General features: G+C 69.2%; 13 protein-coding genes. 7 read left to right on the top strand and 6 right to left on the bottom strand.

All coding sequences use genetic code 11. The features are described from left to right. Positions 1-9: 9 nt before the first annotated feature. The gene (locus tag HUA74_RS43580) at positions 10-801 is read right to left on the bottom strand and encodes a phytanoyl-CoA dioxygenase family protein (RefSeq protein ID WP_174459306.1); all 792 of its coding nucleotides are present in this window, start codon (positions 799-801) and stop codon (positions 10-12) included. Between the two features lie 118 nt (positions 802-919). On the opposite strand from HUA74_RS43580, the gene HUA74_RS43575 reads away from it, so the two are divergent. The 3 genes from HUA74_RS43575 (at position 920) to HUA74_RS43565 (ending at position 4,065) form a co-directional block, all read left to right on the top strand. Continuing rightward, positions 920-1,897, top strand: coding sequence for an alpha/beta fold hydrolase (locus tag HUA74_RS43575; protein WP_174459305.1), 978 nt, complete (start codon positions 920-922; stop codon positions 1,895-1,897). 84 nt (positions 1,898-1,981) lie between these two features. Further along, positions 1,982-2,671, top strand: coding sequence for a response regulator transcription factor (locus HUA74_RS43570; RefSeq protein WP_141645150.1), 690 nt, complete (start codon positions 1,982-1,984; stop codon positions 2,669-2,671). Next, entirely contained in the window at positions 2,668-4,065 is a 1,398-nt protein-coding gene (locus HUA74_RS43565; protein WP_174459304.1) for a HAMP domain-containing sensor histidine kinase, read from the top strand. Before HUA74_RS43570 ends, HUA74_RS43565 begins: the two co-directional genes overlap by 4 nt. A 66-nt stretch (positions 4,066-4,131) precedes the next feature. Here HUA74_RS43565 and HUA74_RS43560 read toward each other — a convergent pair whose 3' ends face one another. The 4 genes from HUA74_RS43560 to HUA74_RS43545 form a co-directional block, all read right to left on the bottom strand. Further along, a complete protein-coding gene (locus HUA74_RS43560; RefSeq protein ID WP_254625527.1) occupies positions 4,132-5,640 on the bottom strand; it encodes an ABC transporter substrate-binding protein in 1,509 nt (502 codons plus the stop codon). Positions 5,641-5,839: 199 nt separating this feature from the next. After that, the gene (locus HUA74_RS43555) at positions 5,840-6,958 is read right to left on the bottom strand and encodes an SCO family protein (RefSeq protein WP_371817404.1); all 1,119 of its coding nucleotides are present in this window, start codon (positions 6,956-6,958) and stop codon (positions 5,840-5,842) included. Between the two features lie 11 nt (positions 6,959-6,969). Continuing rightward, a complete protein-coding gene (locus HUA74_RS43550; protein WP_174459302.1) occupies positions 6,970-8,958 on the bottom strand; it encodes a YncE family protein in 1,989 nt (662 codons plus the stop codon). 92 nt (positions 8,959-9,050) lie between these two features. Continuing rightward, positions 9,051-14,219, bottom strand: a complete 5,169-nt coding sequence (locus HUA74_RS43545; protein WP_174459301.1) for a multicopper oxidase domain-containing protein — start codon at positions 14,217-14,219, stop codon at positions 9,051-9,053. Positions 14,220-14,795: 576 nt separating this feature from the next. Between HUA74_RS43545 and HUA74_RS46255 the strand changes: the two genes are divergently transcribed. From HUA74_RS46255 to HUA74_RS43515, 3 genes are all read left to right on the top strand, one after another. Next, complete coding sequence (locus HUA74_RS46255; protein ID WP_254625526.1) at positions 14,796-19,079, top strand: lamin tail domain-containing protein; 4,284 nt, start codon at positions 14,796-14,798, stop codon at positions 19,077-19,079. A gap of 81 nt (positions 19,080-19,160) precedes the next feature. Next, positions 19,161-19,943, top strand: a complete 783-nt coding sequence (locus HUA74_RS43520; protein WP_174459300.1) for an exodeoxyribonuclease III — start codon at positions 19,161-19,163, stop codon at positions 19,941-19,943. 20 nt (positions 19,944-19,963) lie between these two features. Beyond that, positions 19,964-20,737, top strand: a complete 774-nt coding sequence (locus HUA74_RS43515) for a 1-acyl-sn-glycerol-3-phosphate acyltransferase (RefSeq protein WP_141645157.1) — start codon at positions 19,964-19,966, stop codon at positions 20,735-20,737. A 30-nt stretch (positions 20,738-20,767) separates the two neighbouring features. On the opposite strand, the gene HUA74_RS43510 is transcribed toward HUA74_RS43515, so the two are convergent. Then, positions 20,768-21,313 carry a hypothetical protein gene (locus tag HUA74_RS43510; RefSeq protein ID WP_174459299.1) on the bottom strand — a complete coding sequence of 182 codons (546 nt, stop codon included), beginning with the start codon at positions 21,311-21,313 and terminating at the stop codon, positions 20,768-20,770. A gap of 338 nt (positions 21,314-21,651) precedes the next feature. Between HUA74_RS43510 and HUA74_RS43505 the strand changes: the two genes are divergently transcribed. Continuing rightward, on the top strand, positions 21,652-22,515 hold the full coding sequence (locus tag HUA74_RS43505) for a hypothetical protein (protein ID WP_254614759.1): 864 nt from the start codon (positions 21,652-21,654) through the stop codon (positions 22,513-22,515). Positions 22,516-22,638 lie beyond the last annotated feature (123 nt).

Genomic DNA, 22,638 nt, shown 5'->3' with positions numbered 1-22,638 from the left:
CCCGCGCCGTCACGGGGCCTGGTGACGGAACATGGGCGGGAAGACGCGCGGGGCCTTCTTCTTGCGCAAACAACGGGTGTCCGCGCTCATGTAGCAGGCGGAGAAGGCGCGGCGGCGCAGGCCGGGGCGGCCTCTGCCGGAGCGGTGCCACAGGTGGTTGTGGATGAGGATGACCTCGCCCGCGAGCGCGGGGAGGGGCAGGGCGCGGCGCTCCGCGTCCCGGGCGGCCACGGCGTCCGGAGGAATGACGCCGCCGAGCTCCGTCACCAGTCCGGCCTTGTGGCTTCCGGGCACCACTTCCAGACAGCCGCCGTCCTCGGGGGCGTCATCCAGGGCCGTCCAGAGCTGGAGCTCCGGCTCTCGGGTGAGGCCCCACAGCCGGCCACCGTCCTGGTGCCAGGGCAGGTTGCTGCCGCCGGCCTGGCCCTTGTGAAAGAGGATGGCGCGATAGAGGACGATGTCGCCGGGGATGCGCGCGCGGACGACGCGCTCGAACAGCGGATTCTCCATCCACGCGAGGAAGCGCGGGTCCTTCTCCAACTTCTCCAGCTTGCGGTAGTCCAGCGAGGGGCCCTGCCAGCCCAGGCCCAGGGGGGCATCCTCGTATCGACCGGTGGACGCATCCGGCTGGAAGAACATGCCGGGGTAGGTCACCCGGCCGAGCATGAGGTCGTCCGCACGCTCGCGCAGGGCCTCCAGTCCCGACTCGTCCAGGACTCGACCCAGCCGGGCATAGCCGTGCTCGGCGTAGTGCGCGAGCGCCCTCTCGATATCGACGTCCTCCGCATCCTCACGAAGCATGGCGCCCTCATACCCCGGACGCTCCATGGGTGGGAGTGTCACGGGACGGTGTTCCGCACCGCGGACACGGGGACGGACCGCTTGCGCGCCCGCCGTCCCCGCACCATGGTGAAGGGGCATGCCCTATCGTCGCACCACGCGTTACGTCGTCGCTCCGGATGGGACCCGGGTGGCCTGGCACACCCATTTCGGTGACCTGCACGAGCAGGCCTCGGAAGGCGTCCTGAGGTCGCGTGCCACGGTGTTGCTGAGCAACGGCATTGGCACGTCGGAGAACTTCTGGCGGCACATCGTCACCAGTCTGGAGCAGGACCACCGGGTGGTGCACTGGAACTACCGGGGGCACGGTGGCAGCGAGGAGTCGCGCGGCGGCGACTACGACGTCTCCGTGCACGTGGGAGACCTGGAGCGAATCACAGAGGAGGTGATGGCTCGCGGAGACGGCCGGCCTCCGCACCAGGTGGCCTTCTCCATGGGCGTGCGCGTCCTGCTGGAGTTGTATCGGCGACGGCCGGACCTGGTGCCCGCGATGACGCTCATCGCCGGCACACCTGGGGCTCCGGGCTCGGGAGACCCACGACTGGCCGCGCGCGCCGCCCTGTCCACCGTCCGCGAGGTCTTCCGGTTGGCGACCCCCGCGGTGCCGCTGGCCACCCCGGTGGTGCGCGCGGTGCTGGGCAGCCGCTTCGCCTATCCCCTGGCGCGCGCGGTGGGGGCCTTGCGGCCTCGCGCGCCTCGGGACGACATCAGTGAGTTCCTGCGGGCGCTGCGAACGATGAGTCCGCGGGCCTACTGGTACACGCTGCGCGGGCTGGCGGAAGGCCACGCGTGGGACGTGCTGCCCTCCGTGAAGATACCCACGCTCATCATCGCCGCGCGCGACGATACCCTGGTGCCCCTGCGGGAGATGATCCGCATGCGCGATGCACTGCCGCATGCCCACTGGATGCAGGTGGATGACGCGGGCCACGCGGGGCTGCTGGAAGCGGGGACGGAGATCTCCGACGCCGTGCGCTCCTTCCTCATCGAACATGGGATGCGGCCCGACGCGTCCCCGTCGTCTCGCGAGTCACGGCCCTCCTCTCCGTCGTCGTGAGCCCCAGGGCGCGGCCGTCACTTGGATGGCACTGGCAACGCGCCCACGGGGCGTGAAAAGCTGGGCACGCAGGGGGGCGTGTACTTGAGACTTTTGCTCGTCGAGGACGAAGAGAAGATGGTGGCCCTGCTCCAGCGGGGATTGACGGAGGAGGGCCACACCGTCGAGGTCTGCACCCGAGGACGCGAGGCGTTGGAGCTCGGCACCCGGGATGGATACGAAGTCATCGTCCTGGACTGGGCGCTCCCGGAGGTCGATGGCGTCACCCTGCTCAAGCACTGGAGGAGCGTGGGGGTTCGCACGCCGGTGCTGATGCTCACCGCGCGTGGCACCACGCCGGAGAAGGTGATGGGGCTGCGCTCGGGCGCGGACGATTACCTGGTGAAGCCCTTCGACTTCGAGGAGCTGCTGGCGCGGTTGGAGGCGTTGGCTCGGCGGGGTGAATCAGAAGATGGCCCCGTGCGACTGGGCGGCGTGGTGATGGACCCTCGCCGCCGGGTGCTGTGCCGGGGTGGACGCGAGGAGCCGCTGACGGCCCGGGAGTTCGCGCTCTTCTCCGCGCTGGCGAAACACCCGGGTGAAGCGCAGGTGCGCGCCCGGTTGATGACCCAGGCCTGGGGCCCGGACTTCGAGGGGCATGGCAATGTGCTGGATGTGTACGTGGGCTATCTGCGCGCGAAGCTGGAGCGCTTGCAGGCCTCCGACGTCACCATCCGCTCCGTGCGCGGCGTGGGCTACAAACTGACGGTGTCCACGACGGATGAAGCCTCGTGACACTCACGCGGCGCCTCTGGTTGCTGGGGGCCCTGGTCCCCGCGCTGGCGATGCTCGTCGCGCTGGGGCTGGCGGGACAGCTCTTCCGCTATGACCTGGAGCGCTCGTTGGACCGTGCGCTGCTGGCGCAGGCGGCGGTGGAGAGCGTGAGCCTCTTCGATGGTCCCGGGCAGAAGGTCCACCTGCACATGGCGGTGTCTCCGTTGCTCGACCAGGTGCGGCCCTTCGCGCCCCATGGCTATCTCTACGGGCCGGATGGAACGCTCGTGGTGAGGTACCCGCAAGGTCCAGCGGGTGTGACGGGGCTGGAGGAGAGACTCGTTCCAGGGGCGCCCGGGGGCGAGCCCCAGCTGGTGACGCAAGTCGCCCCGGATGGAGAGCGGTGGCGTGAGGTGCGCGTGAATGTGCGCTCTCCGCACGGTGAGCGCTATGCGCTGCGGTTGTCGGCGTCGCTGGGGCAGGTGGATGGCTCGGTGGTGACGTACTACCGGATGGCCTTCTCGCTGTCGGCGATGCTGGGGCTGGCCTTGCTGGTGCTGCAGACGACACAGGCGAGGACGCTGGCGCGAAGGCTTGCGGCCATCACCCGGCACCTGGGCCAGCTGCGTGAAGGCGACTTCTCTCGTGCTCCCGTGGAGGACCAGGAGCGGGACGAGATAGGCCAGTTGCGAGCGGTGCTGGCGGAAGCGACTGAGCGACTGCGCGGCGCGCGCGAGACGCAGGAGCGACTCATCGCGGGCGCGGCGCATGAGCTGCGCACTCCGCTCACGCTGATGCGCACCAGCATGGACCTGGCGTTGCGGAGAGAGAGGACGCCGGAGGAGCTGCGCGCCAGCATGCTCGACTCGCGGCGAGAGGTGGACCGGTTGGCGGTGCTCGCGGGCAACCTCCTGGACCTCGCGGTGGCGGGGCGAGGGGCGTGGGACCGGAAGCGGGGAGACCTGTCTCAGCTCGTCATGCAGGCGGTGGAGGGCGCCCGTGCGGAAGCGGAGCGGCGGGGGATGCTGATTCGATTGGATGCGCCCGGTCCCGCCGAAGCGAGCTTCGATGCGGGGGGCTTGCGGCAGGCCGTGGACAACCTGCTCTCCAATGCCCTGAAGTTCTCGCCGGAGGGAGGAGAGATTCACGTGCGGCTGATGCGGGAGGGAGGGCGCTATCAGGTGCGCGTGGCGGACCTGGGACCGGGCATCCCTCAGGCCGAGCGCGAGGCCGTGTTCGAGCCGTTCCATCGCGTGCTGGATGACGTGCACACGTCAGGCACCGGCCTGGGGCTGGCCATCGTCCGCGAAGTGGCGGAGCAACACGGTGGCCGCGCCTACGTCGCTCCGGAGCCGAGGGACTCCGGGACGGAGATGGTCATCGAGGTGCCGGTGGCGCTGCATGCGGTGGCGTGAGGGGCTGCTGGTGCTCCTTGACGTGCATCAGGCGGGGACATGGGCCGGATGCCCGCACACCCTTCGCTAGGGTGTCAGCGGCATCCAGTCGGACGCGGCGACGAGCTGGTTCGTGGTGGGGTCCAACGCAGCGAGCTGTCCTCCCTGGATGCCCACGCGGCGATTGACGCCGAAGGTGACGGGAGGGGAGACGCCGGTGTCGAAGTCGCGCAGGGCCTCCAACTGTTGCGTCAGGCTGGCGCGAGTGACCTCCGCGCCCGTACGGGTGAGGGCTTCCACCAGCACACGTGCGGCGGCGTAGGCGCCGAATTGAAACGAGGAGTGCCCTGGAGCCAGGCCGTGGCGCTTCATGAACGCGACGAAGTCCTTCAGCTCGGGGGCGCGCTCTCCAAGCCCTGCGGGGTAGAGGAAGTGGATGCGCGCTGTCGATGCGCCTACCACCTCGGGGATGGCGAGACTCGCGGGCGCGAGGACGCGCACCGTGGGGGCACTGGCCTCCAGGGCGCGCAGCAAGGTGGCCAGCCCCTCGGGGGTTCCCGCGTACAACACGGCGGGCGGAGGCGCGGAGGCCCAGCGCTCCACTGGGAGAGTCCCATCCGGGAGTGTCAGCTCCACGGGGGAGAGGAACTCCCGACGTGTCGTCTCGGCGCGCACGGCCTGTGCCCAGGCCTGTCCCGCTTCTCCTCCGGTGTGGACGACGACGAGTGGCTTTCGTCGCAGCTCGGACTCTCGTGTGTTTGCGAGGGACTGCACCGCCAGCCGCGCGAGTGAGGGCTCATCCGGGTACAGGAAGAACACGGGGCTGTCCTCCTCGGAGGTGCCTCCGGTCAAGGCCAGTGGCAGCACGAGGGGCGCACCTTCCGCGGCGAGCCTCGTGTCGGAAGGAAGTGGACCCCGGCGCATGCTGGCCACGAGCGCGAGTACGCCTCGGTCCAGTAGCCGCGTGGTTGCGTCCGGGGTGACACGCTGGGGACCTTCTGTCTCCACCCGGGTCGGGTTCTCACGTGCCAGCAACCCCGTGGTGGTCTCAGCGTTCGAACGAGTCACGTTGCGTGGTTCATGGAGCGCGGCGTCGTCTTCGACAATCAGCTCCAGCTTCCTTCGGAAGATGCCACCACTGGCGTTCACGTCCGCGAACACCGCGCGCACCACGGCTGCCGCCTCCTGTCCCAGCGGCCCCAGCCTTCCCGTGAGGGGCAGCGCCGCGCCCACCGTGAGCGTAGTGGGGGAGACTCCCGGGTCTGGATGCTCACCAAGCTGAACCAGGTACGCGAGCAGCTCTTCTCGCTCCGCATCATCCAGCACGTAGCGAGGCATGGTCATCCCCAGCTCGCGTCCACTCGCGGAGCGGCCCTCGGTGATGGCACGCAGCAACGTGGCACGCGAGTACGCGGGGCGGGCACGGTCCTCGACCTCGCCCACCGCCCGCGTGCGCGAATGTCCGAGGGCGCCGGGTGTGATGTCGGGCACCTCCACGCCGCCTTCGCGACTGCCACGACCCGAAGGTCCATGACAACGGGCGCATGCGGCCACCTCACCACTCAGCTCCACGCGCTCGGGCGCGAGGAAGCCCATGAGAGGCGCTCCGCGGACGCTCTGGCCGCGCTGGAAGAGGCTTCGCCCTCGCTTCGCTGCCTGCGGGTCCACGGGAGCCGGGACCGCCTGTTTGCATCCCAGCCATACCGATGCCAGGACCGCGAGGACCCACCTCGCGTCACGCGCCCCTCGCGAGACTCCGAGTGCGCGGGCTCCGTCATGCATCGTCGGCATGCCGTTACCTCGGGTCGTTCAAGTGCTCGACGGCGTAGACGATGTTCTCCACGCGGGCCATCGCCGGAGACTTCACCCACATCCCCGTGGCCGAATCGCCGATGAGCAGCGTGGTGTTGTGCGCATCCGGGTCATCGACGTAGCCCCCCAGCTTCTTGAGCACGAGGGTGATGTTCTCCCTCGCGCCCGTGAGGAAGTACCAGCCGGGTTGGACGCCGAGCTTCTTCGTGAAGGTGCCCAGGCTCTTCGGCGTGTCGTTGGCGGGATCCACCGAGAGGGTGATCATCGTGATGTCCTTGCCCACGCGCCCGCCGAGCTTCTCCTGCACCTGCGTCAGGTGCTTCGTGATGGGCGAGCACGCGCCCTTGCACGCGGTGAAGGCGAAGTTGATGAGCACCTTCCGGCCACGCACCAGGTCCTCGTAGAAGCGGTGCGTCTTGCCGTGCTGGTCCACCAGCTCCGTGTTGGTGAAGTACTTCGCGGCTGCGGCGTCCTGGGCTGCGGCGTCACGGGCCTGGGGCCCCAACTCCGCGGGGCCGGCGGAAGCGGCCTGGACTTCACGGATGGCGGAGAGGATGGCGCTCGGACTGCCCAGCCCGTCCACACGCGTCCACGTGTTCGACACCGCGTTGCCCACCAGGACGGTGGGACGGTGCGCCTCCTTGTCCGGCACATAGCCGCCGAGCGCCACCAGTGCCTCCTTCACCTTCGCCGGTTCGCCCGTGAGGAAGGACCAGCCGGGACCTGGCTTGAAGGGCTCGGCGAACCTGGCCATGCGCTCGGGCGTGTCGTTGGCCACGTCCAGCGTGATGGAGATGAAGCGCACGTTGCTCCGCGGGCCCAGCTCCTTCTGCACCCGTGCCACCGTCGCCGTCATCGGCGAGCAGATGGTCTTGCATCGCGTGAAGATGAAGTTGATGGCCACCGTGTGGCCGCGGACCAGGTCCGTCCACAGCTTCACCTCGCGGCCCGTCTGGTCCACCAGCGCCACGTCGGGTACCTCCACGTCCAGCGACGAGGCCGAGGAAGCGGCCTTGGGCGTCGGCACCGCGACCTCCTGCGCGAGCACGAGAGGGGCCCACACCAGGGCCAGCGCGAGGCTGCTGATTTTCAGGGGAGACACCAGGCGCGGTATCATCGGTGGACCTCGGAAGCGGACGCGGTCGTCGCGGCGGGAGCCTCGACAACGCCAAAGGTGAAGTGAGGCAGCCGGCCCAGGTCGATGCTCCGACTCTCGACGCCCACCACGAGCTTGTACTGGCCCGGTGTCGGCGGGGTGAAGTCCACCTCGAAGCCGCCGTCGGCGGTGCGCCGGGGCTCCGTGCGCCACTGCCAGGTGCCGGGCGTCTTGAACAGGAGGACGCGAATCTCCTCGGGCTGCACGGGGGGCATGCCCGTCATGCCCGGGGTGGGCTCCAGCTTGAAGCGCAGCGGCGTGGTGGTGCCGGCGGTGAGCAGCGTCTTCGGGTCGAACGCGGGAGTGAGGGTCAGCGGGAGCTTCTTCGCGAGCGCCGCGTCCTCGGGAATGCCGCCCACCTGCCACTGCATGCAGACGATGGCGCGGGGGTTGTCCAGGAGCAACTGCACGTCGTAGGTGCCGTTCTCCCGCACCGTGGCCGTGGCGGAGTAGACGCCTGCCTCCACCTCGCGCAGTGAGCGGTCCAGGACTCGCACGGCGCGGGGCTCTCGGCCGTAGTTCAGGTGGGTGCCTCGCGGCGCCATCATTCCCTCCTGGTAGAGGAAGAGGGCCCGGTCCGCGGTGCCGGCGACGATGACGCCGTTGCCTTCGGGCAGCGCGGCGATGGGGTCCGAGCGGCCCAACCCACGAGACTCCTCGGGCGCGCGCTGTCCCATGGTGACGTTCACCACGGAGGGCGTGCCGGTGCCCTCCAACGTGTTCAGGTCCACCAGGGACACGCGCCCGCTGGTGGTGTTGCGCACGTACCCGAAGGACTCGGTGAACACGACGGAGTCCGGCGCGGAGAAGCCGGTGAGCGCGTGGGCCACCTGGCTGCGCGCGGCGTCGAGGACGTCCACCGCGCCCGCTTCCGGGTACAGCAGGAAGGCCCAGCGGGCGGAGCGGTCGAACCGCAGCGCGCCCGGCCCGGACTTCACGGCGATGCGCCGCGACACCTCGCGCTTCTCGGGGTCCACCACCAGCACCTCGCTGGAGCGGGGCTGGACCACGAAGAGGGCTCGAGCCACGGGGCTCCAGGCCACGTCACCCACGCCCACGCCCACCTTCACGGTGCCCAGCACCTCGCGAGAGGCCACGTCCACGGCGGTCAGCACGTCCGCCTCGGTGCTGGTGACCCAGGCGATGCGGCCCTCGTCGGAGAAGGCGAACTCGTGGCGGCCCGCGCCCACGCGCAGGGTCTCCACCTCCGCGTGGGCCGCGGTGTCGAGGACGCTCACGGTGCCGTCCCCATCGTTGCTCACCCACGCGGTGCGGCCATCCGGCGCCACCGCGATGCGGCCCGGCTGCTGTCCCACGCGCACCGTCCGCGTCGCGAGGAAGCGCTCCATGTCCACCACGGACACGCTGTTGCCGGAGGCCACCGTCACGTAGAGCGCGGAGCGGTCGTTGAGCATCGCCCAGTCGGCAGCCTCGCCGCCCACGGACACGAGGCTGTGCAGTTTGGTGCGCTCGAAGGCGATCTGCGGGTTGATGACCGACACCGTGTGGTCATGGTTGAGGGTGAGGAACCAGTAGGCGTTCAGGTCCACGTCCGCGCGCGCGGAGAGCAGCCCGCCCAGATAGGTCTTCACGCGCGCCGTGCAGGCCGCGTCGTCCAGGGGCGCGGCGCCCTTCTCCCGCAGCGACATCCAGCCGAGCACACGCCGGCCCTGGAGCGGTGCGTGGGACTTCGCGTCCTGGAGGACGAAGCGCGCGGTGCCCTGGAGCGGCGCGCCGGCCGCGGCCTCCCGGGGACGAGGGGTCAGCGATAAATCGAACCGCACCGAGACACCCTCGCGCTCGGCCAAGACTGGTTCCGGGGCGGGGAGGGGCGGCGCGGCCGCGGGGACGTCCGGGTGTGCTCGAACGCGGAGATTCCATCCGGCGGCGCTGAGTGCGCCCACGGACAGCAGGCCGAGGGTGGTGAAGACAAGGCTCTTGCGCATGGTGCGGGGACTTCCAGGGACACCGAAGAGAGAGAAGGGGGCGACGCGGTCAGCTGTGGACCGCGTCGCCCGGAACCGACAGCGAGCAGCCGCTACTTCACCCGGTACACGCCCCACAGGCCGCCAGCGCTCCACAGGAAGCTGGCGTGGTCCCGGTAGAGGTAGTCGCCCTTGACGCTGGAGGCACCGCCCGCGCCGTACTCGGGGATCATCGTGTACGACTGCATCACCGACGCTCCGCCCTGGGTGGAGATGATGGGTGACGTGGCGTTGGGGCCCATGACGCGCGACTGGCTGCCCGCGAGCCACGGGTTGCGGCGCCACTCCGCGCCATGCATGGAGATGGCGTGCTGCCGTGAGTGACCGGAGGGATGGCCGAAGCGCCAGCGCACCGGGTCGTTCACCTTGACCTCGAACACGGGCGTGGCCGGGTCGCCATGCGCGGTGGAGCTCAAGATGTCGCGCAGGTCGTAATCGTTGAGCGTCTCCATGTCCGTCTGGGGCGGCACGCCCAGGCGGGCCCACAGGGGCTCGGTGCGATAGTTGAAGCCCTTCTGTCCGGTGTCCTGCGAGTCGTCGATTCCCGCCGTGTTGCGCAGCGCCGTGCCGCTCTCCAGGCCATCCGTGTCCCAGAAGGTGGAGTCATCACTGTGCAGGCCCAGGTCGTCCTGGAAGAGGGCGACGAACTCGCGGAACGTCTCCGGCTTGCCGTCGGCCCGGGTGTACGAGACGTAGGCCTGGGCCTCGGTGCCGGGGTCGGCCGTCCATGAGGCGTCAGCGGGCTCGATGACGAGCGCGCCGATGGCGCCGTGCATGCCGTGGTTCACCACGTCCGCCATGTTGCGCAGGTTGACGATGCCGAACTCCATGGGCGTCCTGCGGCCCCAGGGGAACGGGGTGCCGAACGGCGAGCTCTTGAACTCACCGGCGAACCACCGGTACGCGCGCGTGCCGCCGGGCGGAACCGTCTGCACCGCGTTGAGGCCCACGTTGGCGCCGTCGTCCACGTTGACGTCGTAGTTGACGAGCTGCGGATGCAGCGACACGTGGTTCGACATCCGCACCTGGTTGACGTTGAAGCGCGGAGTGATGGCCGAGTGGTGCGCCCAGACGTACGACTTCGGCAGGGTGGTGGATGGCAGCCGGTTGGTCAGGATGACCTGGATGCACTCACCCGCGCGGGCCCTGAGGATGAGCGGCTCCGGCTTGCGCGTGCCGGCCTTCAGCCCGGCCAGGTGCGCGTCCTGCGCGAAGATGATGGCGTCCGGGTCGTAGATCTTGTGCGCGTCGTTGTAGACGAGCCGCTTGCCGGCGATGTGGTTCTTCGCGTCGATGGCGGAGACCCGGTACAGCCGCACCGGCGAGCCCTTCGGACACGAGTCCGTCTTGATGGGCTTGATGCCGAACCACTGGAGCGCCTCGTACTGGAGCACCAGGTCCTTGTCGATTCGCATCATCCCCTCGCGGTCCGCCATGAGGTGCTCGACGGTGCGCTGCTTCACCGGCTTGCCCGTCTCGTCCACCTCGTAGGAGTCCTCCACGGAGTCGCGCTCCTTCTCCGGATCCAACACCTCCAGGCCCGCCTCGTCGGGCAGGTCCAGCAGGGTGAACGGCGGGTAGGGCTGCACCTCTCCGTTCGCCGCGCCCCGGGTGGCGACAGACTGGAGCTTCGGGTTCTCGTCCGCGGCCAGCAGGGCCACGTCCGCCAGGGTGCGGGTGTTGCGCAGCCGGTTCTTCGTCGTGCGGAGGATGCCCCACATGCCGTTCCACAGGTCGCCCGTGGAAGCGCTCATGTACATGTAGTCCGCCGTCTCGTACGGGCCGATGATCTGCGGCAGGCCGCCGGTCAGGTTGAACTCGAACTTCTCCGAGATGCCGATGGGCTGCGCGTTGTAGAAGCCGCTGTCCGGGTCGTACAGCTCCTTGAGCCACTTGTTGCCGTGGAGGGTGAAGGAGTGCTGCTCCTCCTGTGAGCCCTGGATGAGGCGGATGCGGATGTTGTCGCCCGGGTTGCCGTACATCACCGGCGTGTACGGGTCGCCGTGGATGTCCGAGCGGAAGACGTTGGCCATGTCTCCGCGCGTCCCGCTGCGCTGCACCCGATCGCTGCAACTGAGGCGCGTGGAGATGCGGTGGGGGATGGGCTCGTTGTGGTAGTTGATGGTCATCCCGCCCGGGTCGGCGGCGCTGATGGCCTCCGGCATGGGTGTGGACTCGAAGCCGACCGCCCACGGCAGCTTCTCCTCCTTGTAGTTGGGCGGGTTCACCGGCTTGCCGCACTCGTCGTAGAGGGGCACGTAGTCCGCGAAGGCGATGGCGAACTCGCGGAAGCTGTTGGCCGGGTTCGCGGTGATGATGTCCGCGCTCCAGCTCGTCGGGCCACCGTCCGCCACGCGCGAGCCGTAGAAGATGCCCGTGCGAGGGTCCCTCCACTTGGAGCCCTTCGGTTCGACGATCAACGCGCCGTAGAAGCCGTGCTGCTGATGGGACGACGGGCCGAAGTGGTCGTGGGTGAACACGGTCTCCAGCGGGTGCTCCTTGCCCGAGTCGCTGAGCAGCGGGTCCGCCCACCAGCGCTGCACGCTGGTCTGCGCGGTGCCCGGCGCGCGGGGGATGCGCGGGTGCGACGCGGGTGCGGTGAGGTACACGCGCGCGCCCGTCTCGCCCACGTTGCCATCCGCCACGAAGGCGCCGCCCGCCGCGTTGGCCAGGTGGATGCGGTGCGCCACCGTGTCCGAGGACAGTGTGCCGTCCTCGTAGTTCCAGCCGTTGCCAGCGCCGTCCGCCGCCGTCACGTCGAACTTCACCAGGTGGATGTGCTGACCGATGATGTCCGTGGGCGTGTAGATCTGGAAGTCATCCGGTGCCAGGTGCGCGGGGATGAGGTTGGTGGCGTAGAAGTTGATGCACTCGCCCGACTCGGCGCGGAAGAAGAAGGGCTCTGGAGGCCGCTTGCCGTCCTGGGTCGCCGGCACGTCCTCGTTGAGCACCATCAGTCGCGCCTGCGGGTCATGCCAGCCGGCCCGGTTCACCCGCTGCATGGCGATTTGGAGATAGGTCGCGCGGTAGTTGCGCTTCGTCGTGCGCGCCGGACACGGGTCCGCGAAGGGTGCACCGGCGACGGGGGGCCGGCCGTTGACGAGGAACTTCCCGGTGCCGCCCAGCGCGGTGTAGCCGGGGTAGTACTTCACCGTCTCCGCGAAGACGGGGTCGTTGTGCAGCGGCACGATGGACGGTGCGGTGGCGCCGACGGAGCTGGGGAAGTCGCCGGAGTGGAAGGCCATGGCGGCCTTCTCCGTCGGAGTGCCGGCCTGGGGCAGCAGCTTGATGTTGAGCGCCGTCGGGTCCACGTCGAAGCGCCCCGAGTTGCCATAGGCCACCGGGCCCACCGCGTTGGTGACGATGTGGCGCGGCAGGCCGCCGTCGAACTCCAGGTCCAGGGGCGCCTGGGGCGTCCGGCGGCCGGGCATGCCCGGGATGTAGAAGGGGTAGCCGGGGAACGCGGGCCGCGTCATCGGGCCCGACGGTGTGCTCACCGTGGTGGCGACATACGTGGGCATGGGCGGCATGGCCCGGCTGGGGATGGGGATGACGGCCGGGTTGGGCGTGCCGTTCTTGATCTCCGCGTCGGGCAGCACGCGGTCCTTGGTGCCGGCCTCGAACACGTCATGCACGCGCCACAGCGCCCACATGCCCTGGGCGAAGTGCGGATACAGGTGGCAGTGGTGGATGGAGTCGCCCACGGTGAGGTTGCGGTTGCCGGAGCCTCCGAAGTTGATGTCGTAGGTGAAGGCCGAGCCGGGGCTGACCGTCTGCGAGTCCAGGTAGTTGGAGTCCTGGGCGCCGGGGGAGTACTTCCACTGGTGGGCGTGGAGGTGGAAGACGTGGGTCTCCGCGGGGCCCGCGTGGATGTTGCGGATGCGCACCGGGTCGCCCAGGTAGCTGTGGTGCACGTTGGTCGGGTCGTCCGGATAGAGCGCCGCCACGGCCTTGCCGGAGGCGTCCTTCTCCACGTTCATCGCCGGGTCGCCATTGGCCCAGGACTCGAGGAAGAACTCCTCGTACTCGCAGGTGACGCAGTCCTTGGTGGGGCCAATCTTCGCGCGGTTGGCGATGAGCTCCGCGCCCAGGCCCGCCACGCCGTAGTTCACCCCGAAGCCGTCGCGGACGCTGTGGAACGTCGGGTTCCACTCCAGCTCGTCGAAGGCCTGAACCGCCTTGATTTCATCGTGGTAGATGGCCGTGAGTTCGCGGAAGTGGCCCTGGTCGATGGACGTCCGGGTGCCCACCGACGTGTCCTTGTAGCCGGTGATGATGGCCTCCAGGTCGCCGTGACGGATCTGCCGATTGGCATCCAGGATGGCCAGGTACGGACGGTTGGAGTCATCCAGCTTCTCGTACTGGATGAGCGGCGTGCCGTCCGGGTTGGTGCCCGTGGTGACGGACTTGAGCACGGTCGCGCTCACCTTGGAGCGGTACCAGCTGCTGCCCGCGGGCTCCACGTTGACGGCGCCGAAGAGGCCCTGCGCGGTGGAGCCTCCGTCGCCCTCGCCGCCGAACGAGGCTCCCATGCTGTGGAAGAAGAAGACGCCCTCGTGGTCGGCGTACCACTCGTAGTCGAGCGAGCCTCCGGAGGGCACGAGGCTGCTGGGGTTGTAGCCGACGTTGGCGCCGTCGGAGAGGATGTTCCGGTACTGCAGGCCCTGCACGTGGATGGAGGCGTGGCGCGTGGCGGGGGAGTTGTCGCGGTGGTCGCTGTCCGCCTCCTTGTCCTCGCCGAGCCAGAACCACCGGCCGCCCACCGCCTCGCCCTTGATGAGCGAGAGGACGGCGTCATACGAGGGCGTCCACACCCAGAGCGGCAAGAGCTTGCGCAGGAAGCTCTGCGTGGTGGAACCGCCCGCCTTGCTCGGGCCGGGCTGGGACTCCTCCGCGCTGGGAATCGCCGAGCGGGTGGGGGCCAGCCAGTTGGTGAACTTCACGTGGAGGCAGTCCCCCACGTTGGCGCGCAGGGTGAGCGGGCGGGGGCGCTTGTTCGTCTTCAGCCGCGCGTTGCCGGGCCCCGCGGGCTTGCTCGGGCTGATGGCCTCCACGTCCTCACGGAGGGCGTAGATCATGCCCGTGGGGTTGAAGGAGCCCAGCCGGTTGTAGGTGTAGACCTGGTCCAGCGCGACCACGTCCGCGAAGATCGTCCGCGCGCACGTGGGCTCCGCGACCGCCTGTGGCGAGGAGCCCACCAACTTCTCCTGCGTGGGCGCCATGGGCTGGTGGCCTGGAGCGGCCCGCGGGGACGCGTCGGTTCCGTCCGGTTGGCAGGCGAGGCTGGAGACCAGCGCGGCCGCCAGGAAGGATCGCCCGAGCGTGGGCGCGACCCGGCCTCCGGGTAGGGGTCTCCCCCCCGGGTGTTGTCGATTCTTGGTTGAAGACACACATCCCCCTGAACCGCCCTCGACGAGAGCGATTTCATGATTAAGCCGTGAAACGCGACCTTTGTGTTTCTGAGAGACTTCTCAAGAAACACAGACATCCAGTCCGTGTTTCCGATGTCTCACTATGGGCGTCGCTGACGGGAAGTAAACACTCCGCGTAAGCGTCCGGACTCGCGACACTTCGTGCCCGCACTGGGAGGTTGTCTGAGAGGTTTCAAAGGAACAGGGTTGTGGTGGTCAACCCTTAGAGTCTCGAAAACACGGGAATTGGCCGGGTTTTGCTGGGGTGGAAAGCACCCCGGGAGTTGCATTTTGCTACGGTGTTGTTGAAATTTTGCTGATTGAAAGATGCATGACGGTTGTAGGATTCAGCCCCCCGCAGGTCTGCCACTCCGGAGCGTCCCCTACATGTCCTGGTCTTTCCGCCAACTGCTGGCGCCTCTCACGGCGCTGCTCCTGGTCGTCTCAGCTTGTGATGGTGACGACCCTCCTTCCAACCCTGTCTGTGGAAATGGTGTCGTCGAAAGTGGCGAGCGCTGTGACGACGGCAACACCACCAATGGGGATGGCTGTGAAAGCAGCTGTCAGCCGACGCCTGACGCGGGCACGGATGCCGGTCCCACGGTACCTGACGCGGGTGAGCCGGATGCCGGTGAGCCGGATGCGGGTCCCGTAGAGACGGATTCGGGCACGGATTCGGGTACGGACGCTGGCCCGGTGGAGACGGATTCGGGTACGGACGCTGGCCCGGTGGAGACGGACGCGGGCACGGATGCGGGCCAGGTGGAGACGGACGCCGGTCCTGTCGAGACGGACGCCGGCATCGACGCAGGCCCCGGGGAGACGGATGCGGGTCCGGTGGAGACGGACGCGGGCACGGACGCCGGTCCTGTCGAGACGGACGCGGGCACGGATGCCGGCCCAGTGGAGACGGACGCGGGCACGGATGCCGGCCCGGTGGAGACGGACGCGGGCACGGATGCCGGCCCGGTGGAGACGGATGCGGGGACGGACGCCGGTACTGGCGAGCCGGATGCGGGTTCGGGGAGCGATGCCGGCACGGACGCTGGCTCGGGTGAGACGGTGGTGATGTGCCCGGCGGCGAACCTGCCGCCTCCTCCGACGGGGTCCTGCTCGGTGGAGTCGGGCGGCGCCGCGCGACTGTTCACGGGCATCATCCTGGCGCCGGACAAGGTCTACCAGGGTGGGCAGATGCTCGTGGACTCCGCGGGCATCATCCAGTGTGTGAGCTGTGATTGCTCGCAGACCCCAGGCGCGTCCACGGCCACTCGCGTGACGTGCCCGCAGGCGGTGGTGTCGCCGGGTCTCATCAACTCGCATGACCACATCACGTTCCAGGCGGCGCCCTACGTGGCGACCGGCTCGACGGTGGAAGAGCGCTACGAGCACCGCCACGACTGGCGTGAAGGCAACAACGGCCACACGCGCATCTCCGCGGGCGGCACGACGAACGCGGATGGGATTCGCTGGGGCGAGCTGCGCCAGGTCATCGCGGGCACCACGTCCATCGCCGGCTCGGGTGGCGCCAAGGGGTTGCTGCGCAACCTGGACGCGCCGAACCTCTCCGAGACGGGCAGCAACCAGGAAGGCCTGGGGGCGGGCTCGGGCGCGAACTACCAGACGTTCCCGTTGAGCGACAGCGACGGTCGCGAAGTGGCGAGCGGCTGTGGCTACGCGGGCATCGACACGCCGTCGGACATTCCGGCCGCCTCGGCCTATCTGCCGCACATCGCCGAGGGCATCGAAGGCACCGCGCGCAACGAGTTCCTCTGCCTCTCCGGTCAGCAGTCTGGTGGCCAGGACATCCTCAGCCAGCGCACGGCCATCGTCCATGGCATCGGGTTGCGCGCCGCCGACATCTCCATGATTTCCGGCAAGGGCAGCAGCCTGGTCTGGTCGCCGCGCTCCAACATCGGCCTGTATGGCGATACGGCCGCGGTTCCGCTCTACAAGTCCCTGGGTGTGAACATCGCGCTGGGCACCGACTGGCTGCGCTCCGGCTCCATGAACATCCTGCGTGAGCTGCGCTGCGCGGACTCGTTGGACAGTGATTACTTCAACAACTCGCTGACCGACGCGGAGACGTGGGCGATGGTGACTGGCAACGCGGCCCACGCGTTCCAGGCCACGAACACGGGCGCGCTGGCGCCGGGCAAGCTGGCGGACGTGGCCATCTTCCGGCTCAACGGCCATGTGGACTCGCCGTACCGCGCCGTCATCATGGCGGAGCCCGCGGACGTGGTGCTGACGATGCGCGGCGGTACGCCGCTCTACGGTGAGGCGGCGGTGGTCACCGCCCTGGGTGGCGCGAGCTGCGACACGCTGGTCGTGTGCGGCGCGCAGCGCTCGGTGTGCCTCCAGTCGGAGATCAGCACGTCGCTGGCCTCTCTGACCTCGAGCAACAACGGCGCCTACCCGCTGTTCTCCTGCACCGTGCCGGCGAGCGAGCCGGTGTGCGAGCCGCGCCGCGCCTCCACGGACTCCCGCTACCCGGCCTCCGTGACGGGCTCCACCGTCTACTCCGGTGACCCCACCGGCACGGACGTGGACGGCGATGGCATCCCCGATGCGCAGGACAACTGCCCGGCGGTCTTCAACCCGGTGCGCCCGATGGACCAGGGGCTCCAGCGGGACGAGGACGGCGACAGCGTCGGTGACGCGTGCGACGTGTGCCCGCTGAACGCGAACACCACGCTGTGCGCGCGGCCCAACCCGAACGACTCGGATGCCGACGGCGTCATCAACGCCGTGGACAACTGCCCCGGCGTGCCCAACGCCGACCAGGCCGACGCGGATGGCGACGGACGCGGCGACGTGTGTGACATCTGCGCGTCTCCCAACCCGGGCGACACGGCGTGCCCGCTGTCCATCTACCAGGTGAAGGAGCCGGCTCCGGGTGGAGGCTCGGCGTGGGTGGGCCAGCGCGTGGGCCTGTCCAACGTCACCGTCACCGGCGTGGGCAGCACGGGCTACTTCGTCCAGGTCAACCCGTTGGATCAGGGCTACCAGGGCGCGGACTACTCCGGCGTCTTCGTCTTCACCCGCACCGCGCCCCCGAGCAACGTGGTGGCGGGCGTGCGAGTGAACGTCAACGGCACGGTGGCCAACTACTTCGGTCAGCTGCAGATCGCCACGCCCACGGCGACCATCGTTAGCCAGGGCAGCACGCTGCCGGCTCCGCAGGTGGTGACGCCCGCGGAGATCGCCACGGGCGGCCTGCGCGCCGCTCCGCTGGAAGGCGTGCTGGTGCGGGTGTCGCAGGTGGACGTGACGAACATCGCGCCCGCGCCGGCTGGCGGCGAAAGCGCGCCCACCGGTGAGTTCGAGGTGAACGGCTCGCTGCGCATCAACGACTACCTGTACGCGTTCTCGCTGCCCGCGCTGGGAGACCGGTTCTTCTCCATCACCGGCGTGCTGGAGCTGCGCAATGACCACTCGAAGATCGAGCCGCGCTCCGCCGCGGACCTGGTACCCGCGGGGACAGGTGAGGCGACGCTGGCCTCGCTGGCCCCCACGGGCGTGTTCGTGCGCTCGGGCTCCAGCGGCCCGACGTTCCCGGAGCCGCTGACGGTGACGCTCAGCGGCCCGGCGCTCCAGGACACGGTGGTGACGGTGGCGTCGTCCAGCCCCGCTGTCACCGTGGAGGGTGGGCAGGTGATGATCCCCGCGGGCCAGCGTTCCGCGGTCGTCATCCTGAGCGCTGACGCGTCGCAGGATCCGGACGTGCAGAAGGCCACGCTGACGGCCAGCCTGGGCGGCGTGACTCGCGATGCCCTGGTGCAGGTGCTGGCCGCGGCTCAGCCGGCGGCGCTGGCGCAGCTCTCGCCCGAGGTCGCCGTGGTGACCGGAGGCTCCGCGTTCGCCTTCACGGTGACGCTGGATGTGCCTCCGGCGGTGGACACGACGGTGTACCTGGAGGTGCAGCCGGCCAGCCTGGGCGCCGTGCCGGCCGAGGTGATTGTGCGGGCCGACACGTTGTCCGCCAAGTTCGACCTGGTCGCGGCCAACGCCAGCGGTGAGGGCCTGGTCGTGGCCACGCTGGACACCCAGTCGGTGTCGGCGCAGCTTCGCGTGACGGACGCGCCCACGGGCGCGGACCACGTCGTCATCAGCGAGGCGGCTCCGGCGGGCGCGGGCAACGCGAACGACGAGTTCATCGAGCTGTTCAACCCCACCGCCACCGCGGTGGACCTGTCCGGCTGGAAGGTCCAGTACAAGAGCGTGGCGGGTGACAGGTACCTGTCGGCCACGCTGCCGGCCGGTGCCACCATCCAGCCCCGAGGCTTCTACCTCGTGGTGCATCCGCAGTACTCGGGCGCAGTTAGCGGCGACGCGAGCTGGGGCACGGCCTTCTCCATGTCGGCCAGCGCCAATGGCGGCGGCAGCCTGCGCATCGGTACGTCGGCGCTGGGCCTCGAGGTGAATGACCCGGCCACCGTGGATGCGTTCGCCTACCGCGCTGGCAATGCCCCGGAAGGCACGGCCTTCCCGACCATCCCAGCGGCGGCGGGGAGCTTCGAGCGCAAGGCGTCCATCTCCTCCACGGCGGCGACCATGGAGAACGGCTCGGATGCGACGGCTGGCAACGGGTATGACTCGCAGGACAATGCGTCCGACTTCATTCTCCGGACGACGCGTCAGCCCCAGAACTCCTCCAGCGCCACGGAGTAGTTGACGGGCATCCCCGGCCCCTACCGGTCTCTGAACCGGTAGGGGCTGGAAAACCCGGCCCGGCCGGGCCATAAGCGTTCCGTGCGAGTCGTCTCATGGAACGTGAATGGACTGCGTTCGGCCCACGGCAAGGGCTTCTTGCCGTGGTTGTCGGGCGCGAGGGCGCAGGTGGTGGCGCTGCAGGAGGTGCGTGCGCGCGCCGACCAGCTGCCCAACGAGGTCCGCACCCCGCCCCGATGGAAGACGCACTTCTCGTCCGCGGAGCGCCCTGGTTACAGCGGCGTGGGCCTGTTCTCCCGAGATGAACCCGACGTGGTGGAGACCCGTCTGGGCATCCCGGAGATGGACGTGGAGGGCCGGCTCCAGCTCGCCCGCTTCGGCAAGCTCACGGTGGCCAACGTGTACTTCCCCAACGGCAACGGGAAGGACCGGGACCTGAGCCGCATCCCCTTCAAGCTGGCCTTCTACCGACGCCTCTTCGCGGAGCTGGAGAAGCCGCTGCGCGATGGCGGGCGGGTGCTGGTGGTGGGCGACTTCAACACGGCGCATCAAGACATCGACCTGGCGCGTCCCCGGGAGAACCGCGAGACGAGCGGCTTCCGTCCGGAGGAGCGCGAGGAGCTGGACCGGTGGCTCCGGGCGGGCTGGGTCGACAGCTTCCGACACTTCCACAAGGGCGGCGGCCACTACTCGTGGTGGAGCCAGCGCTTCGGGGTGCGGGAGAAGAACATCGGCTGGCGTATCGACTACGTCCTGGCGTCTCCCGGAGCCATGGCCTACGTCAAGCGCGCCGCCATCCACCCCGACGTGTCGGGTTCGGACCACTGCCCGGTGAGCGTGGACCTGGACTCCGCTGTCCGCTGACGATTGCTCGAGGCTCTCTCATGAACGCACTGCTCTCCATCTGGACCTGGGTCGAGATTGGAATCGTCGCGCTGGTCGGTTTCTTCGTTCAGCTCGTCATCGCCATCTTCACGTTGCCGTTCGACAAGACGCGCTACGCCACGGGCCGGTGCTTCCGGATGGTGGGCGTCACCGCGGCGAAGCTGACGCCGTACTGGCGCTTCCGGGTGCACGGCGCGGTGCCGGAGCGGGTGGCCCCCAACACGGTGGTGGTGAGCAACCACGAGTCCAACGCGGACCCGTTCCTCATCTCCCATCTGCCCTGGGAGATGAAGTGGCTGGGCAAGGCCAACCTCTTCAAGATTCCCGTGGTGGGGTGGATGATGAGCCTCGCTGGCGACATCCCCGTGCACCGGGGAGACCGCGAGTCCGCCACGGGCGCGATGGCGCGCTGCAAGGAGTGGATGGAGAAGGGGATGCCGGTGATGATCTTCCCGGAGGGCACGCGCTCGAAGACGGACGAGCTGTTGCCCTTCAAGGACGGCGCGTTCCGGCTGGCCATCGAGCGTCAGGCGGACGTGCTGCCGCTGGCGGTGAGCGGGACGCGCAAGGCGCTGCCGAAGCACTCGTGGCGCTTCTCCACCTCGCGCGGCATGGTGACGGTGGGCACGCCCATCTCCACCAAGGGCATGACGATGGATGACCTGGAGAAGCTCAAGACGCTGGCGCGCGAGCAGATCCTCTCGCTGCGCGCCTCGCTCCAGCCGTTGACCCGGGACGCGGACTCCGCCCCGGATACCGTCAGCGCCGCGTAGCACTCCACGCGGGCTGGGAGGGGACGTCGTTCAGACGTCCTTGTCTTCGCCCTTGTCCTCGTCGTCCTCGTCGATGATGTGACAGCCCGTCTCTTCCTCGAGCGCTTCCTCGATGAAGCCGCGCAGCAGGTCCTTGCCGCCAATCTCGAAGGACAGGCTGATCCTGTCGCCGCCGATGACGCCGTCCTTGTCCACGGTGAGCTTGCCGCCCAGGGCGATGGCGCTGCCGTCCACGCGCGCGCCGTTCTGGATGCGGACCTCCCCACCCATGGAGACGGCGTCGCCCGTCACGCGGGCGCCGGCCTCGACGATGACGCGGCCCCGGATGGCGACGGCGTCGTCGACCCTGGCGCCCTTGCGGATGATGACGTTGCCGTCCACGGCGACCGCGTCCGTCACCTTGTCCCCGGCCTCGATGACCAGGTCCGTGCCCTGCACGGCGCGGCTGCCATCCTTGGACGTGGTGGCGCAGACGACCTTGATGTCGTTGGGCTTCTTCGCCGCGTCATCCGCCGCGAAGGCCGGGAAGGTGAGGGTGGCGGCGAGGGCCAGGGTCGGCAGCAGCGATGAGCGCATGGGCGGGCTCCTGAGACATCCGAGTTGAGAGGCCTACGGACGAGGGCTCGCACTGATTGCATGGGGCGGTTGTTCCAGCCGGTGCGGGCCAGGGCACGCGCCTTGCTGTACGGTGTCCATCTGGCCCTGTCCCGAGGTCCGCACTGGCCGCTCCTTCGACGCAGCACGACGACTCCACCGACCTCACCATCTGGGTCTATGCCTTCGGGTACTTCGCGGCCTATGCCCCCTACAGCGCGCTGACGAAGGCGTTGTCGAGCGGCTCCCTGCCGGGCATGGAGGAGGGCATCGTCGGCTTCACGTTGCTGCCGGTGAGCGCGGCGACGTCGATGGTGGGCATGTTCGTCTTCCTCACGCTCAAGCGCTGGTGGCGCTTCGCGGGGCACCGGAAGGTGCTGGGCCTGCGGGTGCCCTCGCCGGGGCCGTGGACCTTCCTGTCCGGGATGTGCTCGGCGGCCATCATCGGCACCACGACGCTGGCGTACACGCTGGAGGGCACCTCCATCGTCTTCATGATGCTGCTGATGCGCGGCGGCGTGCTGGTGCTGGCGCCCGTGGTGGACGTCCTGAGCCGCAGGCGTGTGCGCTGGCCCTCGTGGGTGGCGCTGGGCTTGAGCTTTTCGGCGGTGGTCGTCGCGTCGGGAACGGATGCGCGGGCCACCATGACGGTGGTGGCCATGGTGGATGTGGGCGTGTACCTGCTCAGCTACTTCATCCGGCTGCGCGCCATGAGCCGGCTGGCCAAGTCCGAGGACAAGTCGCTGTCCACGCGCTACTTCGTGGAGGAGCAGATGGTGGCCACGCCCTTCCTCGTGCTCGTGCTCGCCGGGGTGGCGCTCTGGGGTGGCTCCGCCGCGGCGCAGGACATCCGCGAGGGCTTCACCGGCATGTTCGCCCGGGGGCGGCTGCTGGAGGAGGTGCTGGTGGGCCTGCTGTCCCAGGGGACCGGCATCTTCGGCGGGCTCATCCTCCTGGACGCGAGGGAGAATGCCTTTTCCGTGCCGGTGAATCGCGCGTCCAGCGTGCTCTCTGGTGTGGTGGCCACGGTGGGGCTGTCGCTGTTCCTGGGACTGCCCGGCGTGGGGACGCGCGAATTGCTCGGCGCCGCGCTCGTCATGGTGGCCATGTCGGTGCTCGCGGTGCCCACGGTGCTCGCGGCCCGACGGCGGGAGGCCGCCACGCGGGCGGCGCTCGGGCGCTAAACCCCTTCAGGGAAGTCGGGTTAGGGGCTGAGGGTTATGCCATGGAGGGGGGCGTCCATGGCGTGGCAGCCAAAGCACTGGACAGTGCAGCAGCTTGAGGAGCGGCGGCTTGCGGCCGGGAAA

Origin of the sequence: Myxococcus sp. CA051A, from assembly GCF_013336705.1 — a bacterium.
In the GTDB taxonomy this organism is placed as follows: domain Bacteria; phylum Myxococcota; class Myxococcia; order Myxococcales; family Myxococcaceae; genus Myxococcus; species Myxococcus llanfairpwllgwyngyllgogerychwyrndrobwllllantysiliogogogochensis.
The sequence above is the reverse complement of the archived record's forward strand: the minus strand, read 5'-3'. Positions and strand labels throughout refer to the sequence as shown.

Excerpts from the sequence above, each read along its gene's own strand:
- HUA74_RS43560 (WP_254625527.1), bottom strand. The coding sequence starts at position 5,640 with ATGGGCTTCCTCGCGCCCGAGCGCGTGGAGCTGAGTGGTGAGGTGGCC.
- HUA74_RS43580 (WP_174459306.1), bottom strand. The coding sequence starts at position 801 with ATGCTTCGTGAGGATGCGGAGGACGTCGATATCGAGAGGGCGCTCGCG.
- HUA74_RS46255 (WP_254625526.1), top strand. The coding sequence starts at position 14,796 with ATGTCCTGGTCTTTCCGCCAACTGCTGGCGCCTCTCACGGCGCTGCTC.
- HUA74_RS43510 (WP_174459299.1), bottom strand. The coding sequence starts at position 21,313 with ATGCGCTCATCGCTGCTGCCGACCCTGGCCCTCGCCGCCACCCTCACC.
- HUA74_RS43515 (WP_141645157.1), top strand. The coding sequence starts at position 19,964 with ATGAACGCACTGCTCTCCATCTGGACCTGGGTCGAGATTGGAATCGTC.
- HUA74_RS43545 (WP_174459301.1), bottom strand. The coding sequence starts at position 14,219 with ATGGCGCCCACGCAGGAGAAGTTGGTGGGCTCCTCGCCACAGGCGGTC.
- HUA74_RS43550 (WP_174459302.1), bottom strand. The coding sequence starts at position 8,958 with ATGCGCAAGAGCCTTGTCTTCACCACCCTCGGCCTGCTGTCCGTGGGC.
- HUA74_RS43505 (WP_254614759.1), top strand. The coding sequence starts at position 21,652 with ATGTTCGTCTTCCTCACGCTCAAGCGCTGGTGGCGCTTCGCGGGGCAC.
- HUA74_RS43575 (WP_174459305.1), top strand. The coding sequence starts at position 920 with ATGCCCTATCGTCGCACCACGCGTTACGTCGTCGCTCCGGATGGGACC.